Below are 18,704 nucleotides of genomic sequence, written 5' to 3'. Positions count from 1 at the left end.
TTACGGGCGCGCGGCGAACCGTTCCAGCAGGTCCACGTGGCCGGAGACGATGAGCATGTCCCGGGAGGAAACCTTGGTCTCCGGCCGGGCATAGGTGAAGTCCTCGCCCGGGGATTTGACGCCCACGATCGTCACGCCGTACTTGGAGCGGACCTTGGACTCATCCAGGGTGAAGCCCACCGTTTCCCGCGGCGGGTACATTTTCACGATCGCGAAGTCGTCGTCGAACTCGATGAAGTCCAGCATCCGGCCGGAGACGAGGTGCGCGGCGCGGACGCCGGCGTCTGCCTCCGGGTAGATCACGTGGTTGGCGCCGATCCGGGTCAGGATCTTGCCGTGCGAGGGCGTGATCGCCTTGACCCAGAGGTGCTCGATGCCGAGGTCCACGAGGTTCACGGTGATCAGCACCGAGGATTCGATCGAGGTGCCCACACCGACGACGGCGGAACTGAACTCCTGGGCGCCGAGCTGGCGGAGGGCGTCGATGTTGGTCGCGTCGGCCTCCACCACGTGGGTCAGGACGCTGGCCCACTTCTGCACCAGGTTGCGGTCGCGTTCGATCGCCAGCACTTCGCGGCCTTGTTTGACCAGCTGCTCTGCGGTGGACGCGCCGAAGCGGCCCAGCCCGATCACCAGCACGGGCGCGTTGTGGGCGGGACGGTTGACGGCGCCTGAGGAACTAGCCAATGATCGGTCTCTCTTCCGGGTAGTGGTACAACTGGCTGCGCTGGCGCAGGGCCAGCCCAGCGGCGAGGGTGACGGTGCCGACGCGGCCGGCAAACATCAGGGCGGTGAGGACGTAGACCCCCGCCGGGGGCAGCTCGGCACTGAGGTTGGTGCTCAGGCCCACCGTGGCGAACGCGGAGATCGTCTCGAACAGCACCCGGTCCAGCGAGGCGCCGCTGATCTGCAGCAGCAGCAGGGCCGAGACGGCCACCAGGGTGGCGCCGGCGACAATGACCGAGATGGCCACCCGCATGGTGCCCTCCGGGATGGTGCGGCCGTAGATCTTCACATCCGCGTCACCGCGGGCCTCTGCGACGATGGCCAGGAACATCACCGCGATGGTGGTGACTTTGATGCCGCCGGCGGTCGACGCCGAGCCGCCGCCGGCGAACATCAGCGCGTCGGTCAGCAGCATGGTGGTCGAGTCCATCTGGTTCTGGTCCACCAGGTTGAAGCCACCGGAGCGCGTCATCACCGAGGCGAAGAGCGAGTGCGTGATCTTGTCGGCCAGGTTCATGCCGCCGATGGTGCGCATGTTCTCCCACTCCATCAGCCCCCAGAGCACGGTGCCGGCAGCGAGCAGGATCAGCGAGACCTGGATGGTCAGCTTGGTGTGCAGGTTCCACTTCTTCCAGTTCAGGCCGTTCTGCTGCAGCACCATCACGACCGGGAAGCCGAGGCTGCCCAGGAACACGCCGATCATCAGCGGGATCAGGATCCACAGGTCCGTCTCGTAGGGCACAATGCCGTCCGAGTGCGGCGTGAAGCCGGCGTTGTTGAACGCGGAAACGGCATAGAACACGCCGTGCCAGACGGACTGTCCGAAGCTCTCGCCCAGCGCGAGGAACCGCGGAATCAGTGCCACGGCCAGGGCGGCTTCAATCACCACGGAGGTGACGATGACGATCCGCAGCAGGGTGCCCACCTCGCCGAGGCGGCCGGCGTTGTTCATGGCCTCCTGCGCGATCAGCTTGCCGCGGACGCCGAGTTTCTTGCTGACCATCAGCGCCAGCAGCGACGCGAGGGTCAGGGTGCCGAGGCCGCCGACGAAGATGCCGAGCAGGATCACGAGCTGGCCGAAGAAGGACCAGTGCACGGCCGTGGACACCACCGTCAGCCCGGTCACGCAGACGGCCGAGACGGCAGTGAAGAGGGCCTGGTGCAGCGGCGTCGCCTGCCCGGTGGCGGAGGACACCGGCAGGGAGAGCAGGGTGGTGAAGACGAGGATGACGACGGCGAAGGCCGAGACGGCCAAGCGCGCCGGGGAGGTGTTGGCGATGTCGTCGACGAAGTCGCGCAGCCGGGTGAAGATCCACAGGCCCTCGCGCTCCGGCTGGCCGGGGTGCCAGCTGGCCGGGCTCGGTGACCTCGACTGGCTTTGCGTCATGTGCGGCTTGTCCTCGGTTGAAACGGCGTCCTTCAGTAGTAAACCACTATATTCCGCGCAACGACGGGGGATCGGGGCTGTGCGCTCGGGTAGCCTGTGATTGATGACATTCCTCCCCGGACTCGCTCAGACCGCCCTGCCGACGACGGTGGTGTGGGACTCTGCCATGACGGCCTACAACTTTGGCCACAGCCACCCGATGGCGCCGGAGCGGATGGAACTCACCGCGCGGCTGGCCCGCAGCCTGGGGCTGCTGGACCTGGACCACGTGAGCGTGGCCGCTCCCTGGGTGGCCACCGACGAGGAACTCGGTACCGTGCACAGTGCGGACTATGTCGCCGCCGTCCGCCGCGTCAGCGCTGATCCTGACACTCCGGACCTGGACCGCGGCCTCGGGACCGAGGACGACCCGGCCTTCGCCGGCATGCACGAGGCCAGTGCCAGGCTCGCCGGCGGGTCGCTGCTCGCGGCCGCGGCCATCCTGGACGGCAGCGCGGTCCGGGCCGTGAACTTCGGCGGCGGCATGCACCATGCCTCCCGTGAACGGGCCAGCGGCTTCTGCATCTACAACGACGCCGCCCTGGCCATCCAGCGGCTGCTCGACGGCGGCGTGCAGCGGGTCGTGTACGTCGACGTCGACGCGCACCACGGCGACGGGACACAGAGTATCTTCTGGGACGACCCGCGGGTGCTGACGATCTCGCTGCATGAGACCGGGCTGACGCTGTTCCCGGGCACCGGCTTCGCCAACGAGATCGGCGGCCCGAATGCCCAGGGCAGCGCGGTCAACGTGGCGCTGCCGGCCGGGACCGGGGACGCGGGCTGGCTGCGGGCCTTCCACGCGGTCGTTCCGCAACTCATCGGCGCCTTCGAACCGGAGGTTATCGTCAGCCAGCACGGTTGCGACTCGCACCGCCTGGATCCGCTCACGCACCTGAACATCAGCGTCGACGGTCAGCGCGAGGCGGCCACCGCCATCGGCAACCTCGCGGCCCGCTACTGCGAGAACCGCTGGATTTCCACCGGCGGCGGCGGCTACAACGTGATCACGGTGGTCCCGCGCTCCTGGAGCCACCTGATCGCGATTGCGGCGGGCCGCCCGGTCCCGCTGCGGACGCCCGTGCCGGAGGACTGGCGGCAGTACGTGCAGGAGAAGTACGGGGCCAAATACGGCGTCGCACCGCCAGCGGTCATGGGCGACGACGTGGACCTCTGGTGGCGCTCCTGGGAGGTCGGCTTCGACCCCAACGACGAGGTGGACCGCACCGTCATGGCCACCCGCAAGGAAGTCTTCCCGCTTTACGGCCTGGATCCCTGGTTCGACTGACCGGCAGGTCCGGGCCGCCGGGCCCGTCCCTGCGGGCGCCCGCAATTAGTGGATGCCTTCCGGCGTATATGTCGCTAGTGTGGAGGGCATGGTGACAGACGACGTATTTGCCGTCATTGCTGAGGCAACCCGGCGGGACATTCTGATGTCCCTCCGCGAGGGGGACAAAGCGGTGGGGGAGCTGGTCCAGGAGCTCGAGGCGAGCCAGCCCACCATTTCCAAGCACCTTAAGGTCCTGCGCGAGGCGGACCTGGTCAGCATGCGCGCCCAGGGCCAAAAACGCTACTACGCCCTGAACCCCAAGCCGCTGGCCGGCGTCGCCAGCTGGCTGGAGACGTTCGACGTCGGGCGTCCCGCCGCTGCCGAACCGGCGGCACCGGCCCCGGCGGCAGTCCTGCCCGCCGGCACCCCGGAACCGGGCCCGGTGCCTGAGAGCCTTGCCGCCGCCGTGACCACGCCGCCGGCGGCAACGGAACCGGCGCTGCCGGACGTGCCCGCAGGGAGTGCGCTGAGCCCCGCCGTCGCCATTCCGGTGGGCACCGCGGGGGAGGACAAGCGGCCGCAGCAGATCGGCCGGACGGTGGGCCGTGCCGCCACCCGCGCCGCGGACCTGCTGGCCAACTTGCCCAAGTTCGGCCGCAAGAAGTAGCCCACCTGCCGTCTGCGTGTGGCTTCCGCGCCGAGATGGCAGGTGGCGGCAATGTTCGGGACAAACACTGCCGCGACCTGCCATCTCGCGGGACTGTGGCTACTTGGCGAGCAGCCGGACGTGGTCCGCGGTGAGGTCCGCGATCCGGCTGACACCCAGCAGCGCCATGGTGCGGCGCATGTCGGTCTCCAGGATCTCGATGGCCCGGTCCACCCCGGCCCGGCCGCCGGCCATCAGGCCATAAAGGTAGGCGCGGCCGATCAGGGTGAAGTCCGCCCCCAGCGCCAGCGCCGCGATGATGTCCGCACCGCTCATGATGCCCGTGTCCAGGATCACCGCCGCCTTGCTGTTGTCCGCCCTGAGCGCCGCAGACACCTCCGGAAGCAGGTGGAACGGGATGGGGGCGCGGTCCAGCTGGCGGCCGCCGTGGTTGGAGAGTACGACGCCGTCCGCGCCGTGGTCGACGACCTTGCGGGCGTCGTCGACGGTCTGGATGCCCTTGACCACCAGTTTGCCCTTCCACGTTTCGCGCAACCAGTCCAGGTCCTCGAAGGTCAGGGTGGGGTCGAACATGGAGTTGATCAGGTCCGCCACGGTGCCGGTGTAGCGTGACAGCGACGCGAAGGTCAGCGGCTCGTGCGTGAGGAAGTTGAACCACCACGCCGGCCGGTAGGAAGCGTCCAGCACGGTCTTCAGGGTCAGCGCCGGAGGGATGGTCATGCCGTTGCGGACATCGCGGAGCCTGGCGCCCGCGACGGCGGTGTCCACCGTGACCATCAGCGTGTCGTTGCCCGCCGCGGCCGCGCGTTCGATCAGCTCCAGCGAGCGGTCCCGGTCCGTCCACAGGTACAGCTGGAACCAGTTGCGGCCGTCCGGGGCGGCGGCGGCCACGTCCTCGATGGACGCGGTGCCCATGGTCGAAAGGGTGTAGGGGATGCCGGCGGCCGCGGCGGCCCGGGAGCCGGCGTACTCGCCTTCGGACTGCATCATCCGGGTGAAACCGGTGGGCGCGATGCCAACGGGCAGCCGGGCGCTCTGGCCCAGGATCTCGGTGCTGAGGTCCACGCTGGAGACGTCGCGCAGGACGCCCGGGCGGAATTCGATGTCCAGGAAGGCCTCACGGGCCCGGCGCAGGGTGATCTCGGCCTCGGCCGCCCCGTCGGTGTAATCGAACGGCGCCTTGGGGGTGCGCCGCTTGGCCAGATCCCGCAACTCCCAGATGGTGCTGGCCCGGCGCAGCTTCGCCTCGCGGCTGAAATCCGGCTTCTTGAACTGCATCAGCGGCGCGAGGTCCGCGTACTTCGGCACGCGGCGCCGGAGGGCGTCGGGCAGCAGGGCGCCCTCCCGGTCACCGGTAGCGGCACCAGCCGCCCCGGCCGCCCCAGCGGCGCCAGCGGCGCCTGGCCTCGCGCCTGGCTTCGCGCCGGGCTGGCCGGGGGTGGCCGTGTCGTCCGGCGTCGTCGGGGCCTCGGGGTTGCCGATGATGGTGGGTTGCGTCATTGCTGCCTCCAGTGAGTCTCGTCACAGTCTGTGGTCCAACCACACTCTAAAGGACGGGGCCGGAATGTTACGCCGCCGCATTGCCCTTCGGCCGTGGCCGGGGCTATGGTCGATGCCATGACTAACCGTTGGTATGCGTATTTTTCGTTGGCTCTGGAGGGGCCCGCGTCTAACTGACACGCATCCACACACCTTCAGAGCCAACAGGGCAGAGATCATTCTCTGCCCTTCGCCATTTCTCCGGCGGGTTCTGACCAGGGCCCGCTCCGCACCCCCGGAACAGGACCCAAACCATGAACATCGAAGCAGCCCCCGAAAGCCAGCAGTCCACTTCTAACCTGCGGGTCAGCGAATTCACCGCGCTGCCCACCCCGCACGAGATGATCGCAGAACTCCCGCTGGACGCCCGGGGCTCCGACGTCGTTGGCCGCGGCCGGGACGAGGTCCGCGCGATCATGGACGGCGTGGACGACCGGCTCCTGGTGATTGTTGGCCCGTGCTCCATCCACGATCCCAAGGCCGGGCTGGAATACGCCCGCCGGCTGGTCAGCCAGGCCGAGAAGCACCGCGAAGACCTGCTGATCGTCATGCGCACCTACTTCGAAAAGCCGCGCACCACGGTGGGCTGGAAGGGCCTGATCAACGATCCGCGGCTCGACGGCAGCCACGACATCGCCGCCGGCCTGCGCGCCGCCCGCCGGTTCCTGAGCCAGGTCACCGCGCTGGGGCTGCCCACCGCCACGGAATTCCTTGAGCCCATCAGCCCGCAGTACATGGCGGACCTCGTCGCCTGGGGTGCCATCGGAGCGCGCACCACGGAGAGCCAGATCCACCGCCAGCTGGCCTCCGGGCTGTCCATGCCGATCGGCTTCAAGAACGGGACCGACGGCGGCCTGCAGGTGGCGCTCGATGCCTGCAGCGCCGCGGGCGCCGCCCAGGCGTTCCTGGGGATCGACGGCGACGGGCGGGCCGCTCTGGTCAGCACCGCGGGCAACCCCGACACCCACATCATCCTGCGCGGCGGCAGCGACGGACCCAACTTCTCCGCCGCCGACGTCGAAGCCGCCTCCACCCGGCTCGCCGACAGGCAGCTGAATCCGCGGCTGATCGTGGACGCGAGCCACGCCAACAGCGGCAAAAACCATCACCGGCAGGCCGAAGTTGCCCTCGAGATCGGAGCCCAGTTGGAGGATGGCGGAGCCTCCGCCTCGGCGATCGCCGGGATCATGCTGGAGAGCTTCCTGGTGGGCGGTGCGCAGGCCCTTGACGTTGCCGAACACGCCGCCGGGACCGACGAACTGGTGTACGGGCAGAGCGTCACGGATGCCTGCATGGACTGGGACGTCACCGCCTCGCTCCTGGACCAGCTGGCGGCCTCGGCGCGCACCCGGCGGACCAAGGGCTAACTGGCCATCGCGGGCACGGCCCAAGGACGGCCCAGGTGGGGCAATCCTGCGGAAATCCTTCACAGATTCCTGCGGAAACCTTTCACATTGGCACCATGAACCCCTAGAGTATCTAGCACATGGTTGTTTGATGGCTCAGCATCGGCACACCGCCATGTCGTTCAGACGGGGCAGCCGTTCGCTTGAGCAAAAGGAATAAGGGAAATGTCTTCGGAGGCCAACTTCTCCAACGCGCGCTTTCTCACCGTGGCCGAGGTCGCGGATGTTATGCGGGTATCGAAAATGACCGTGTATCGCCTGGTGCACTCGGGCGAAATGCCGGCGGTGCGCTTTGGCCGCTCATACCGGGTTCCGGAAAACGCCGTCGAACAGTACCTCAAGGGTGCTGTCGTCGACGGACGCACCGAGACGGCCTGAGTCTTCTGCTGTCGCACCGGACCGCGGCAGACCCCGTTGCGGGGCCTGCGGTCGTGGTGTGCCCCGGATAGGCGGTACCCTGTTAAGGAACGTTTAACGTCATTGTAAGAACCTGTCAGTTGTTCAGTCTGCTGCTTCGCGCGCGGACCCTTCCCAACGGGCAGGTATTGCATCTAGCCGGTAAGGAACTTTCGTGGGTTCAGTTATTAAGAAGCGTCGCAAGCGTATGGCCAAGAAGAAGCACCGCAAGCTGCTTCGCAAGACGCGCCACCAGCGTCGCAACAAGAAGTAGAGATACTTCGTACAGCGTCAATGCCCGTTGCCTTTCCGGCGGCGGGCATTTTCTTTTGCCCAAGTCGGGAAAACCGCGGCGGCCTCGGAAAAGCGCGGCGGTTTCGGACCAGGGCACCCCGGATCCGGGCCGCGCGGGTCCGAAAGCGCAGCGGAAAGCCCGGACAGGCCCCGGGGGAGTGAGCCTAGACCGTGGGGCCGCGGAAGCGGGAAAAGCCCCGCCAGAGGCCGTAGATGGCTCCGCCGACGGTGGCGGCTTTCAGGCCCAGGGTGGCCGCCCGGCGTCCGGAGCGGAAGTCGTAGACCGGCCAGTTGTGTTCGCGGGCGTGGCGGCGCAGCCGGGCATCGGGGTTGATGGCCACCGGGTGCCCCACCATGCTGAGCAGCGGAATGTCATTGTGCGAGTCGCTGTAGGCCCAGCAGCGGTTCAGGTCCAGGCCTTGCGCTTCGGCGATGCCGCGGACGGCGACTGCCTTGGCCGGCCCATGCAGGATATCGCCGACCAGGCGCCCGGTGTACGACCCGTCGTGGATCTCACCGACCGTGCCCAGGGCTCCGGTGAGGCCCAACCTGGTGGAGATAACCGTGGCCACCTCGATCGGCGTCGCGGTGACCAGCCAGACCCGGCGGCCCACGCGGAGGTGCTGTTCGGCCAGCGCCTTGGTGCCCGGCCAGATCCGGGACTCGATCATCTCGTCGTAGACTTCCTCGCCGAGGGCTTCGATGTCCTGCACGGTGAAACCCGAGGCCAGGCTCAGGGCGGTGTCACGGACTGCATGGACGTCGTCGATGTTTTCGCCGCGGAACACAAACATCAGTTGCTTCCAGGCGAAGCCCGCAGCCTGCGGAATGGTGAACGCCCCGCGCTGGTACATTTTCCGCGCCACATGGAACAGGCTGGCGCCGCGCATGAGGGTGTTGTCGACGTCGAAAAAGGCGGCCTCGCCGTCCTGCGATGATGCAGCCGGCCGCGTAGCCACCGCGACGTACTTCTCCTCGGGCATGCCACGAGTCTAGTCAATGCCGGCGGATCCCACGCGCAGTTCGTCCGCCGCCGCACCGCCGTCGGGGCCGGAACGCTGCCGCATCGACGCCGGGCCCGGCGCCGGGCTACCGTGGAACCATGGCCATACCCGCGCTCCGCCCCGAGGTAGTTCTGATCACCAAGGCTGACTGCCATCTGTGCGCCGACGCGCGCGACGTGGTTGGACGCGTCACCGCCGGGCTGGGACTCGAATGGTCCGAGCGGTCCATTGACGACGACGCCGGCCTGCGCGAGCGCTACGCCGAGGAGATCCCGGTGCTGCTGGTGGACGGTGTGCAGCGGGATTTCTGGCGGATCGACGAGGCCCGGCTGCTCCGTACCCTGCGGCGTGCGCTCGACCAGCCTGCCTGAGTGCCCCCGGGCCCGTCGGGTTGGCCTGAGCGCTCCCGGGCCCGTTCGGCCGGCCGGTCGCTGCTTTGTGGCCCGAACAGCCGGGGCTCTAGAGTGGAGGCACAACGCGACGCAATGGAGCAGATAGTGACTTCGCTGGATTCCTCACCCGACGCCCTGCCCGGGGGAGCCGGACCTGCCGCCAAGCAGATCCCGCCCGCGGCCGTGGCCCGGCTGACGATATACTTGCGCGCGCTGACGACTCTGCTGGCCGAGGGAGTGGACCGGGTTTCCTCCGAGTCGCTGGCCGAAGCCTCGGGGGTCAGCTCCTCCACGCTGCGCAAGGACCTCTCCTACGTGGGCTCCTATGGAACCCGCGGCGTGGGCTATGAGGTGCAGTACCTCAACCGCCACATCGCCGCGGCCCTTGGCCTGACCCACGACTGGAAAGTTGCCATCGTCGGGGCGGGCAACCTCGGCAAGGCCCTCGCCCGGTACGGGGGCTTCGAGTCGCGGGGCTTTGACATTGTGGCGATTTTCGACGCCGACCAGATGGTGGTGGGCAGCGAAGTGGGCTGGCTGCGGGTCAGTGACGCCGCGGACCTTGAACCCGTGCTGCACCGCACCGGGGCCAACATGGTGGTTCTTGCCCTGCCGGCCGCGGTGGCGCAGAGTGTGTGCGACCGGGTCGTGGCAGCAGGAGTGCGCAGCATCCTGAGTTTTGCCCCGGTCATGCTGCAGGTGCCGCCCGGAGTCAATCTCCGCAAGGTGGACATGGCCACCGAACTGCAGATCCTCGCCTACCACGCACAAAGGGCGCAGGACCCGGAGGACGCCGAATGATCTCAGCCGGCGTCCTCCGGTTCCCGCGCCCTCGGCTAGCGCCCTCGGCTAGCGCCCTCGGCTAGCGGCCTGCGTTAGCGGCCGTAAGGGTTCTGCGCGTACGGGTTGGTGAACGGCTGCTGCTTCTGGAAGTAGGGGGAGACCGTCGGCAGGTACAGGATCACGATGCCGGCGACGCCCAGCACAACCGCCAGGGTGCCCAGGCTCAGCGGGAAGAGGCTGAGAAGGGACAATGCGGCAAAGACCGTGCCCAGGATCCGTGCCCAGTTCTTGCCTTTGCGCACGTTCAACGCGACAAGGGCGTAAAGCCCGGCGCTGATAATCGCGAACACCACCACGGTCGTCACAATGACGCCCTTGATGTCTTCGAACCGGACGTCGGCGCCGCTTGCGGACATCTGCTGTTCGAACATGTCCCGCATGGCGGGGGAGTCGAGGGTTCCAATCGCCAGCAGCAGGGACAGAACCCATACGACGCCGGATGCCACCAGCAGCCAGAAGGCAAGGTCGAGCCGCGGCGGCCGGGTCCCGGCGCCACCGGTGGGGAGTTCCGAGGGGTACTGCGCGTAGGGGGACTGTCCGTACGGGCTCTGGCTGAACTGGCCCGGGGTCTGCCCGTAGGCCGGCGGCTGCTGGCCGTAGCCCGGCGCCTGCTGGCCGAACTGCGGAGCATTTTGGCCGTACTGGGGGGCTGGCGGCTGCTGGCCGTAGCCGGGAGCGTTTTGGCCGTAGCCCGGCGCCTGCTGGCCGTACTGCGGAGCGTTTTGGCCGTACTGCGGGGCTGGCGGCTGCTGGCCGTAGCCGGGGGCATTCTGGCCGTACTGCGGAGCCGGCTTGCCCGACTCGGGTCCGTCAGGGCTGGAAGGCTCGACTGGCGGGTTACTCATGGCGGTCCTTTTCATGTTGATGACGGGATGGGCTACCGGGACCAGTGTCTCAACCCCCTGCCCCCAGCATGGTTTAACTACACCGTACCCCGGGCCTGTGGCTGTGCGGGCCATTCCAGAAAGGTATTCTCGGCGCCACTTCCCGGACCCGGCCGACCCTGCAGCCCGCACCTCGGGCCGGGCCGTCGCGGGAGCTCCATTTTGCGGCGAGGGCTCAGAAACGGCTCTTAAAGGCGTCGAACCAGGCCTGCGACTTGGGCAGCCACATCAGCACGGTCGCCACCAGGCTGATGAGGAATCCCGGCCAGCTTCCGCCGCCGGCGACGCCGATGCTCAGCAATGCGAGGACCAGGCTGACGCCGGCGGCGATGGTCAGGGCGAACCGGGCCCATTCCCAGCCCTCTTTCATCTTCATCGCCAGTGTGACCTGAGCCCAGGCCAGCGCGAGGGCCACCAGCACCAGCAGGAGCAGCAGGATGCCCGCCGGCGGTGACACCACAAAAAGGACGAGGGTGCCGAAGAGCCCGATCACGCCGGCGAGCACACCCAGCAGGCCGCCGATCACCCAGACCCAGTAGGAGACCTTCAGCTCGGTGGGCATGGCAGGGAGGTTGAGGATCGCGGAATAGCCGCCCACCGGCAGGGCATCCTTGAAGGTCTGCGGCCGGTCCGCGGGCCACTGGATGCGGAATCCCCCGGGGCGTCCCGGCCGCCCCGGTTTGCCCGGCGGGACGTTGCCCGGTTCCGGCGGGTTGGCACCTGGCTGTGGTGGCTCGGGGACGTCACCGGTATTGCTCATGGATTTCACTTTAGACCCAAACACCCCGCGCCATCCGGGGACGGCGCGGGGTGTCGAGGTGCTTCGGCGCCGGGCCGGGCCGGCTGGGCCGGCCCAGCCAGGACGGGACGCCCTGAGCGGCGGCAGGGCCTAGGCTGCGGGGGCGATGAAGGCCAGTTCGAGGTTGATGGCAACCTTGTCGCTGACCAGCACGCCGCCGGCTTCGAGGACTGCGTTCCAGGTCAGGCCGAAGTCCTTGCGGCTGATGGTGGTTTCGGCGGTCAGGCCGGCGCGGGTGTTGCCGAACGGGTCAACGGCCACACCGTTGAGCTCGGTTTCCAGCGCCACCGGGCGGGTGACACCCTTGATGGTCAGGTCACCCTGGAGCTCGTAAGCGTCGCCCTTGGGAACGATGGCGTTGGAGACGAAGGAGATCTCCGGGAACTTCTCGACGTCGAAGAAATCTTCGCCGCGGACGTGGCCGTCGCGGTTGACGTCGCCGGAGTCGAAGCTGGCGGTCTTGATGGTGGCGTTCACCTTGGAGTCGGCGACGTTTTCTGCGAGGTCCAGGGTTGCGTCGGCTTCCTTGAACTGGCCGCGGACCTTGCTGATGCCCGCGTGGCGGACGGTGAAACCGATTTCGCTGTGCGAGGAGTCGAGGGTCCAGGTGCCGGTGGTGAGGTTTGCGGGAAGTGCCATGGTGGTTCTCCTTGAGTCGGGTGGGCGGTACGGAAGTTCATCTGATCGTCAGTTGACGCTTCATTGGTTGAAGTCTCAACTAACCGCTTCACCCAGTATAAACATGCATTTGCATCTTTTATTCCGGTCCGGGGGAACATTTCCCAAAAAGTTTGAGTTCTACCTCCTGTAGAAGATTTCGTCATTGCCCCTGCCCTTTGAGAAACTGGTACACATGCCACAAGCGACTGTTCATTTGCTCCGCCACGGCGAGGTCCATAACCCCGACGGCGTCCTGTACGGCAGGCTGCCGGAGTTCCACCTCTCCGAGCTGGGCCGGCAGATGGCCGGGATGTTGGCCGAGCACTTCAGCGAACGCGCCGCACAGGGGGCGAAGATCGTGCACCTCGCGGCCTCCCCGCTGACCCGCGCCCAGGAGACGGCGCAGCCGATTTCCCAGGCCCTCAGCCTCGAGATCGCCACCGAGGAGCGGATCATCGAGGCCGCCAACTACTTCCAGGGCCTGCAGGTGTCCAAGGGCGAAATCTTCAAACCAAAGCACTGGCCGATGCTGCGCAACCCGCTTCGTCCGTCCTGGGGCGAACCGTACAAGGAGCAGGCCGCGCGGGTGACTGCGGCGGTGCAGGACGCGCGACGGCGGGCCGTCGAGCTCGGCGGCGACGGCGCAGAGGCGATCCTGGTCAGCCACCAGCTGCCCATCTGGGCCACCCGGCTCAGCGCCGAGGGCAGGCCGCTGTGGCATGACCCGCGTAAGCGCGAATGCACGCTCACCTCCGTAACCTCCCTGGTCTTCGCCGACGACGGGACGCTGCTGCGCGTTGACTACAGCGAGCCGGCCGCCGTCCTGCTGCCCGGTGCCTCCCGCACCCCGGGGGCATGACCATGGCCGCCAACGACCCGCGGCTCTCCCGCCGCAGCATCCTCACCGCCGGCGGCGCGGCGCTGGCCGCAGCGCTCGGACTCTCCGGCTGTGCCCAGGAAGACGACCTCGCCAAGCAGGCCAGGGCCGGGGATAACAAGAACTACGTCGCCGGCGACGGCTCGGTGACCGAATTCGCCGTCGGTGACCGGAAAAAACCGGTGGACATCAAGGGGACCTTGTTCGACGGCACCGCCGTGACGGCGTCGGAGTTTCAGGGCAAAGTGACGGTGCTCAACTTCTGGTTCGCCGCCTGCGCCCCGTGCAGGGTGGAGGCGCCGTCGCTGGAGGCCCTGCACCAGGAGTTCAAGAGCCAGGGCGTGCAGTTCTTCGGCGTCAACCTGCGCGATGAGAAGGCCACGGCCGAGGCGTTCGACAAGACCTTCAACCTGACCTATCCCAGCTTCAACGACAAGGACGGCGCCGTGCTGCTGGCCGTCTCCGGCTTGGTCCCGCCCGGCGCGGTTCCCACTACGCTGGTGCTCGACAAGCAGGGCCGGGTCGCCTCCCGGGTGCTCGGCGAAATCCAGAAGGGCACCCTCAAGTCCCTCATCGCCGCCGCCGTGGCCGAGTAGCCAGGAAGGTGACGCCGTGAACAGCCCCTTCGCCGAAGCCATCCTGAGCGGTTCGCTGCTGCTCGCCATCCCGGTGGCGCTGCTGGCAGGACTCGTCTCCTTCCTCTCACCCTGCGTACTGCCGCTGGTGCCCGGCTACCTTGGCTACGTGACCGGGCTTACCGGCGTCGACCTGCAGAAACAGAAGCGGGGCCGGATGCTGGCCGGAATCGGGCTGTTCGTCCTGGGCTTCTCGGTGATCTTCGTGCTCCTGGGCGGGGCCTTCGGCCAGCTGGGAACGCTGATCACCGGCTCCCAGAACGCCTGGATCACGCAGCTGCTGGGCGTGCTGGTGATCGTGATGGGCGTTGTGTTCATGGGCGGCTTCGGCTGGCTGCAGCGCGACGCGAAGATCCATGCCAAGCCGCCGGCCGGTCTCTGGGGTGCGCCGCTGCTGGGCGTCACCTTCGGCCTGGGCTGGGCGCCGTGCATCGGCCCCACCTACTCTGCCGTCCAGCTGCTGAGCCTGTCCGGCGGCTCTTCAGCGGCCAAGGGTGCGCTCCTGGCCTTCGTGTATAGCCTTGGGCTGGGCATTCCGTTCCTCCTGATCGCCCTGGCGGTGCGCCGCGGCGTCGGGGTGCTCTCCTTCTTCCGCCGGCACCGGGTGGCCATCCAGCGCACCGGCGGCGGCATCCTGATCGTGCTGGGTGTGCTGATGGCCAGCGGTGTCTGGGGGGCCTGGGTGTCCGGGCTGCAGTACTGGTTTCAAACCGATGTGAAATTGCCGATCTGATGAGCGAGCGCGTGAACGTAGAGAAGAAAACCCCGGCCGCCGGCACCCCCGGCAGCAGCCCCGCCGAGACCGGTATTTCCGCCGCCAAGGCTGATGCTGTCATGCCCTCGCTCGGACCGGTGGGCATGCTCCGCTGGGCGTGGACGCAGCTGACCAGCATGCGCACCGCGCTGTTCCTACTGCTGCTGCTCGCCGTCGCCGCCGTGCCCGGGTCGCTGTTCCCGCAGCGGCCCGCGAACCCCGCGGTGGTCACCCAGTACATCAAGGACCACCCGGACTACGGCAAGATCCTGGACTCCCTGCAGCTCTACGACGTGTACTCCTCGGCGTGGTTCTCCGCCATCTACATCCTGCTGTTCATCTCGCTGATCGGCTGCGTGGTGCCGCGCGCCATTGTGCACTACAAGGCCATGCGATCGCAGCCCCCGCGCACCCCTGCCCGGCTGTCCCGACTGCCCGAATACGGCACCCTGGTGATCCCCGCCGACGCCGGGATCCCGGCGTCGCGCGCCATTGACGACGCCGCCGCGCTGCTGAAGAAGCGCGGCTACCGCGTCGATATCAGGGACCGCGACGGCGACCGGCCCTCGGTAGGCGCGGAACGCGGCTTCCTCCGGGAGGTCGGCAACCTGGTCTTCCACACCGCGCTGATCGGCGTGCTGGTGTCCGTCGCGGCCGGCGGCCTGTTCGGCTACAGCGGGCAGCGGATCCTGGTCGAGGGGGACACCTTCGTGAACACCCTGGTGGGCTATGACCAGTTCACCCCGGGCACCAACTTCCAGAGCAGCCAGCTGGAGCCGTACTCCATTCAGCTGGACAAGTTCCAGATCACCTTTGACCGTGAATCGAAGGGCAAGTTCGGCCAGCCCATCGACTTCAAGGCCGATGTGACCACCAAGGAGAACCCCGGTGCGCCCGCCAAGCAGGAGGTGCTGAAGGTCAACGACCCGCTCAGCCTCGGCGGCACCAGCATCTACCTGACCGGCAACGGTTACGCCCCGGTGGTCACGGTGCGCGACGGCGCCGGCAACATCGCCATGCAGGGCCCCGTGGTGGCCAAGCTGCAGGGCGACAACTACTACTCTTCCGTGGTCATCAAGGTTCCTGATGCCAAGCCCGAGCAGCTCGCCTTCGCCGGTTTCTTCCTGCCGACCGCCTTCATCACCAAGGACGGCGTTTCCTTCAGCGGCGATCCGGAACTGTTCAACCCGCAGCTGACGCTGAACTCCTACTACGGGGACCTCGGGCTGGACAGCGGCTCGCCGCAGAACGTCTTTGAACTCGACGTGAAGAAGCTGACCCCGCTCAACGCCCGCAACCTGCCGACCAAGGGCATCGTGCTGACCCCCGGCACCACCCACACCCTGCCGGACGGCAAGGGCACCATCAGCTTCGACGGCGTGAAGCGCTACGTCGGCGTGGACATCCACCACAACCCGGGCCAGGGCTACGCGCTGTTCTTCGCGCTGCTCGCCGTCGCGGGCCTGGTCACGTCGCTGTACGTCAACCGCCGGCGCGTCTGGGTCCGCACCGCCACCCACGAGGACGGCCGGACCATGGTGGAATACGGCCTCCTGGCGCGCGGCGAGGACCACCGGCTGGCCGGGGAGGCGGCCGCCGTCCGCGCCCTGCTGTCGGCCGCGTGGCCGCTCGACGACGGGCCGGCGGACGATTCCGGCGTAGGTTCCCAGCCTGCTCCCAGCGCGGCGGCGGATAATGACCGGGCGGACCACGGCGCAAGCGCCAACGCCGGCACCCGGACCTCCACGGAACACCCCGCAACAGACTTCATTCAGTCCACAGCAGGCTCTCCTGAGTCAAAGAAGGATCAGTAATGCCGTACTCGATCAACGAAACCATGGGCCAGTACAGCGAGCTCTTTATGCTGCTCGCCGCCGGCACCTACACGGTGGCCTTCATCGCCTTCGCCTGGGATCTGGCCAAGAGCAGCAAAACCCTGCGCGCGGTGGATCTGAAGGCAGCAGAATTGTCCGGCGCCGCTCCGGCCCGCGTCCCGGTGGGCGCCGGCGTCGGGGCCTCCGCTGCCGGCGTTGACCGCGCCGACGCGGACGTGGCCGGCCCGGTAGGCCGGGCCGAGCGGCCGACGTCGTCGGTCTCCGGCAGCCAGGCAAACGGAGCCGGCGTGACCGCCGACGGCGGCATGCGCTACGGCGCCGAGCGCCGCGTTCCTGCGCGGGTCGCCGTCGCCCTGGCGGTGCTGGGCGCCGCCATCCACGCGGCCGGCGTCATCACGCGGGCGATCGGCGCGGGCCGGGTTCCGTGGGGCAACATGTACGAGTTCCTGACCACCGGCGCGTTCGTGGCCGTGGCGGTCTTCCTGCTGGTGCTGATCCGCCGCGACCTGCGCTTCCTCGGCACGTTCGTGATCGGCCTCGCCATCATCATGCTGGTCGCGGCGTCAGTCGCATTCTGGACGCCCGTGGGCCACCTCGTGCCCGCGCTGCAGAGCTACTGGCTGATCATCCACGTCTCCATCGCGGTGCTGTCCTCGGCCCTGTTCACCCTGACCTTTGCGATGTCCGCGCTGCAGCTGGTCCAGTCGCACCGGCAAAAGACGATTGCTGCCGGCGGGGCCGACAAGCTCGGCTTCATGCGCCTGGTGCCGAACGCGCTGAGCCTGGAGAACCTGTCCTACCGGATCAACGCGATCGCGTTCGTCGGCTGGACGTTCACCCTGATGTTCGGCGCGATCTGGGCGGAGAAGGCCTGGGGCCGCTTCTGGGGCTGGGACACCAAGGAAGTCTGGACCTTCGTGATCTGGGTTGTCTACGCCGGCTACCTGCACGCCCGCGCCACCCGCGGCTGGACCGGCACGCGCGCGGCCTGGCTCTCGATCGTGGGCTACCTGTGCGTGGTCTTCAACTTCACCATCGTCAACCAGTTCTTCAACGGCCTGCACTCCTACTCGGGGCTGTAAACGCCCCGGGAAATACCACCCGGCACTACTTGGAGGGCCGCTGCGCAGACCGCGTGGCGGCCCTCCCGCGTTTCCGCTACGATTTCGGACCGGCGCCCACCTGATCCGCGTAGCGTTCGTCCGGAAACGTAGCGGAAATGCTCGCAGCAGACGACGGGACGGGGGAGGCTGCGGGAACGGAGCGGCGCGCACCTTCTACAAATCCGCTACCTGCCTACAAATCGGCTACGTTTTCGGACCGCTGCCCCCCTGATCCGCGTAGCGTTCGTCCGGAAACGTAGCGGAAATGCTCGGAACGGGAGTACGTCCGGACCCGGCCCGCGGCAGGTGCCCGGCGGGGGCGGAGTGGCTACTTGACCTCGTCGGTGCCCGGCGTCGGGTCGCCGCTGCCGTGGGCCTCGCCCGACTCCGTGCCCCGCGCTTCTCCGGAACCGTTGCCGAGACTGCGCTCTTTGGCGTCCAGCTCGTCCTTCAGCTTCTTGAGCCGGTCTGCCTCCGCTTGGTTGCGCCGGCGCAGCTCCAGGTTGCGGAGGAAGTCGGGATCGTCGTCCGGGGCGGTCGGGTGGCGGTAGCCCGCGGGGGCGGCCGTGGCCTCACCGCGGGGCCGGCCGATGAGGAACCACAAGACTGCGCCGACCACGGGGAGGAGGATCTGCACCACGATCCAGGCCGGCTTGGAAATGCCCTTGGTCAGGCGGGCGTCAGTCCGGATGAGGTCGATCAGTCCGTAGACAAAGACGACCAGTACAACGATTGGTACCACGACACGGAGCATAGCTTCAGTTTAGCCTCCGCGCGAGCTTCCGGCGCCGCGCAAGCATCCCCGGGGCCTGACGGGACGGCTAAACTGAAGGTGTGGCTTTCCTGAAATACTCCCTGATCCGTCTGGCTCTCTTTGCGCCGTTGTTCGCGCTGTTTGTGTATCTGCAGCTGGGTTGGCTGCTGGCCGCCCTCTGCGCCGGAATGATGGCCTTTGCCATCAGTTTCCTGTTCTTCCAGAAGCAGCGGGATGCGGCCACCGCATCGATCCACGACCGGTTCTCCGGCAGGGCCAAGCCGCTGCGCACTGCCGGGGAAGTCGACGACGCCGACGCGGAGGACCGCCTGGTGGACGAGCACCCGGACGTCACCGTGCGCACCGACAGCCGGCCCAAGGACTCCTAGGGCTCCCTGAGGGGCGCCCCCGGCGGGCCCGGGACCCGGCGGATTCAAACT

General features: G+C 67.8%; 21 protein-coding genes. 13 read left to right on the top strand and 8 right to left on the bottom strand.

What is annotated here, in order from left to right; translation table 11 throughout:
- Positions 1–639, bottom strand: a complete 639-nt coding sequence (locus AC1MED_RS15350) for a potassium channel family protein (protein ID WP_026539112.1) — start codon at positions 637–639, stop codon at positions 1–3.
- A gap of 40 nt (positions 640–679) precedes the next feature.
- Positions 680–2,113 carry a TrkH family potassium uptake protein gene (locus AC1MED_RS15345; RefSeq protein WP_479784121.1) on the bottom strand — a complete coding sequence of 478 codons (1,434 nt, stop codon included), beginning with the start codon at positions 2,111–2,113 and terminating at the stop codon, positions 680–682.
- Positions 2,114–2,216: 103 nt separating this feature from the next.
- Here AC1MED_RS15345 and AC1MED_RS15340 point away from each other — a divergent pair, with 103 nt between their 5' ends.
- Both AC1MED_RS15340 and AC1MED_RS15335 read left to right on the top strand, forming a co-directional pair.
- On the top strand, positions 2,217–3,440 hold the full coding sequence (locus tag AC1MED_RS15340; protein ID WP_479784119.1) for an acetoin utilization protein AcuC: 1,224 nt from the start codon (positions 2,217–2,219) through the stop codon (positions 3,438–3,440).
- 88 nt (positions 3,441–3,528) lie between these two features.
- Positions 3,529–4,089 carry an ArsR/SmtB family transcription factor gene (locus tag AC1MED_RS15335; protein ID WP_479784118.1) on the top strand — a complete coding sequence of 187 codons (561 nt, stop codon included), beginning with the start codon at positions 3,529–3,531 and terminating at the stop codon, positions 4,087–4,089.
- A 99-nt stretch (positions 4,090–4,188) separates the two neighbouring features.
- Here AC1MED_RS15335 and AC1MED_RS15330 read toward each other — a convergent pair whose 3' ends face one another.
- Positions 4,189–5,589, bottom strand: a complete 1,401-nt coding sequence (locus tag AC1MED_RS15330) for an alpha-hydroxy acid oxidase (protein ID WP_479784116.1) — start codon at positions 5,587–5,589, stop codon at positions 4,189–4,191.
- Between the two features lie 293 nt (positions 5,590–5,882).
- Between AC1MED_RS15330 and AC1MED_RS15325 the strand changes: the two genes are divergently transcribed.
- The 3 genes from AC1MED_RS15325 to AC1MED_RS15315 all read left to right on the top strand — a co-directional run bounded on the left by AC1MED_RS15325 (position 5,883) and on the right by AC1MED_RS15315 (position 7,704).
- Positions 5,883–6,995: a 3-deoxy-7-phosphoheptulonate synthase gene (locus tag AC1MED_RS15325; protein ID WP_479784115.1), complete on the top strand. Its 1,113-nt coding sequence runs from the start codon at positions 5,883–5,885 to the stop codon at positions 6,993–6,995.
- A 204-nt stretch (positions 6,996–7,199) separates the two neighbouring features.
- Positions 7,200–7,412 (top strand): helix-turn-helix domain-containing protein, encoded by a 213-nt coding sequence (locus AC1MED_RS15320; protein WP_346957799.1) that lies wholly within the window; start codon positions 7,200–7,202, stop codon positions 7,410–7,412.
- Between the two features lie 193 nt (positions 7,413–7,605).
- Positions 7,606–7,704, top strand: a complete 99-nt coding sequence (locus AC1MED_RS15315) for a 30S ribosomal protein bS22 (RefSeq protein WP_003792170.1) — start codon at positions 7,606–7,608, stop codon at positions 7,702–7,704.
- Positions 7,705–7,888: 184 nt separating this feature from the next.
- Here AC1MED_RS15315 and AC1MED_RS15310 read toward each other — a convergent pair whose 3' ends face one another.
- Positions 7,889–8,707: an HAD family hydrolase gene (locus AC1MED_RS15310; RefSeq protein WP_346957798.1), complete on the bottom strand. Its 819-nt coding sequence runs from the start codon at positions 8,705–8,707 to the stop codon at positions 7,889–7,891.
- Positions 8,708–8,826: 119 nt separating this feature from the next.
- Here AC1MED_RS15310 and AC1MED_RS15305 point away from each other — a divergent pair, with 119 nt between their 5' ends.
- The gene (locus tag AC1MED_RS15305) at positions 8,827–9,099 is read left to right on the top strand and encodes a glutaredoxin family protein (RefSeq protein WP_479784114.1); all 273 of its coding nucleotides are present in this window, start codon (positions 8,827–8,829) and stop codon (positions 9,097–9,099) included.
- Between the two features lie 126 nt (positions 9,100–9,225).
- Positions 9,226–9,921, top strand: coding sequence for a redox-sensing transcriptional repressor Rex (locus AC1MED_RS15300; RefSeq protein ID WP_479784112.1), 696 nt, complete (start codon positions 9,226–9,228; stop codon positions 9,919–9,921).
- Positions 9,922–9,995: 74 nt separating this feature from the next.
- On the opposite strand, the gene AC1MED_RS15295 is transcribed toward AC1MED_RS15300, so the two are convergent.
- The 3 genes from AC1MED_RS15295 to AC1MED_RS15285 all read right to left on the bottom strand — a co-directional run bounded on the left by AC1MED_RS15295 (position 9,996) and on the right by AC1MED_RS15285 (position 12,285).
- Positions 9,996–10,808, bottom strand: a complete 813-nt coding sequence (locus AC1MED_RS15295) for a hypothetical protein (protein WP_479784110.1) — start codon at positions 10,806–10,808, stop codon at positions 9,996–9,998.
- A gap of 214 nt (positions 10,809–11,022) precedes the next feature.
- Positions 11,023–11,607, bottom strand: coding sequence for a hypothetical protein (locus AC1MED_RS15290; protein WP_479784109.1), 585 nt, complete (start codon positions 11,605–11,607; stop codon positions 11,023–11,025).
- A gap of 129 nt (positions 11,608–11,736) precedes the next feature.
- On the bottom strand, positions 11,737–12,285 hold the full coding sequence (locus AC1MED_RS15285; protein WP_175321455.1) for a YceI family protein: 549 nt from the start codon (positions 12,283–12,285) through the stop codon (positions 11,737–11,739).
- 214 nt (positions 12,286–12,499) lie between these two features.
- Between AC1MED_RS15285 and AC1MED_RS15280 the strand changes: the two genes are divergently transcribed.
- Genes AC1MED_RS15280 through ccsB form a run of 5 tightly spaced genes read left to right on the top strand, consistent with a single transcriptional unit; the run spans position 12,500 to position 17,489 of the window.
- Complete coding sequence (locus tag AC1MED_RS15280) at positions 12,500–13,165, top strand: histidine phosphatase family protein (protein ID WP_479784108.1); 666 nt, start codon at positions 12,500–12,502, stop codon at positions 13,163–13,165.
- The gene (locus AC1MED_RS15275; RefSeq protein WP_346957792.1) at positions 13,162–13,779 is read left to right on the top strand and encodes a TlpA family protein disulfide reductase; all 618 of its coding nucleotides are present in this window, start codon (positions 13,162–13,164) and stop codon (positions 13,777–13,779) included. Before AC1MED_RS15280 ends, AC1MED_RS15275 begins: the two co-directional genes overlap by 4 nt.
- A gap of 16 nt (positions 13,780–13,795) precedes the next feature.
- Positions 13,796–14,551, top strand: a complete 756-nt coding sequence (locus tag AC1MED_RS15270) for a cytochrome c biogenesis CcdA family protein (RefSeq protein ID WP_479784106.1) — start codon at positions 13,796–13,798, stop codon at positions 14,549–14,551.
- Entirely contained in the window at positions 14,551–16,386 is a 1,836-nt protein-coding gene (gene resB, locus AC1MED_RS15265) for a cytochrome c biogenesis protein ResB (RefSeq protein WP_479784104.1), read from the top strand. The genes AC1MED_RS15270 and resB overlap by 1 nt, the downstream gene beginning before the upstream one ends.
- The gene (ccsB, locus tag AC1MED_RS15260; protein ID WP_479784102.1) at positions 16,386–17,489 is read left to right on the top strand and encodes a c-type cytochrome biogenesis protein CcsB; all 1,104 of its coding nucleotides are present in this window, start codon (positions 16,386–16,388) and stop codon (positions 17,487–17,489) included. The genes resB and ccsB overlap by 1 nt, the downstream gene beginning before the upstream one ends.
- Positions 17,490–17,838: 349 nt before the next feature.
- Here ccsB and AC1MED_RS15255 read toward each other — a convergent pair whose 3' ends face one another.
- Positions 17,839–18,264, bottom strand: coding sequence for a PLD nuclease N-terminal domain-containing protein (locus tag AC1MED_RS15255; protein ID WP_479784100.1), 426 nt, complete (start codon positions 18,262–18,264; stop codon positions 17,839–17,841).
- 80 nt (positions 18,265–18,344) lie between these two features.
- Here AC1MED_RS15255 and AC1MED_RS15250 point away from each other — a divergent pair, with 80 nt between their 5' ends.
- Positions 18,345–18,653 (top strand): DUF4229 domain-containing protein, encoded by a 309-nt coding sequence (locus AC1MED_RS15250; RefSeq protein ID WP_346957787.1) that lies wholly within the window; start codon positions 18,345–18,347, stop codon positions 18,651–18,653.
- Positions 18,654–18,704: the final 51 nt, after the last annotated feature.

The organism is Arthrobacter sp. BI5 (assembly GCF_056680065.1).
This window is presented reverse-complemented; position numbering and strand designations above follow the sequence as displayed.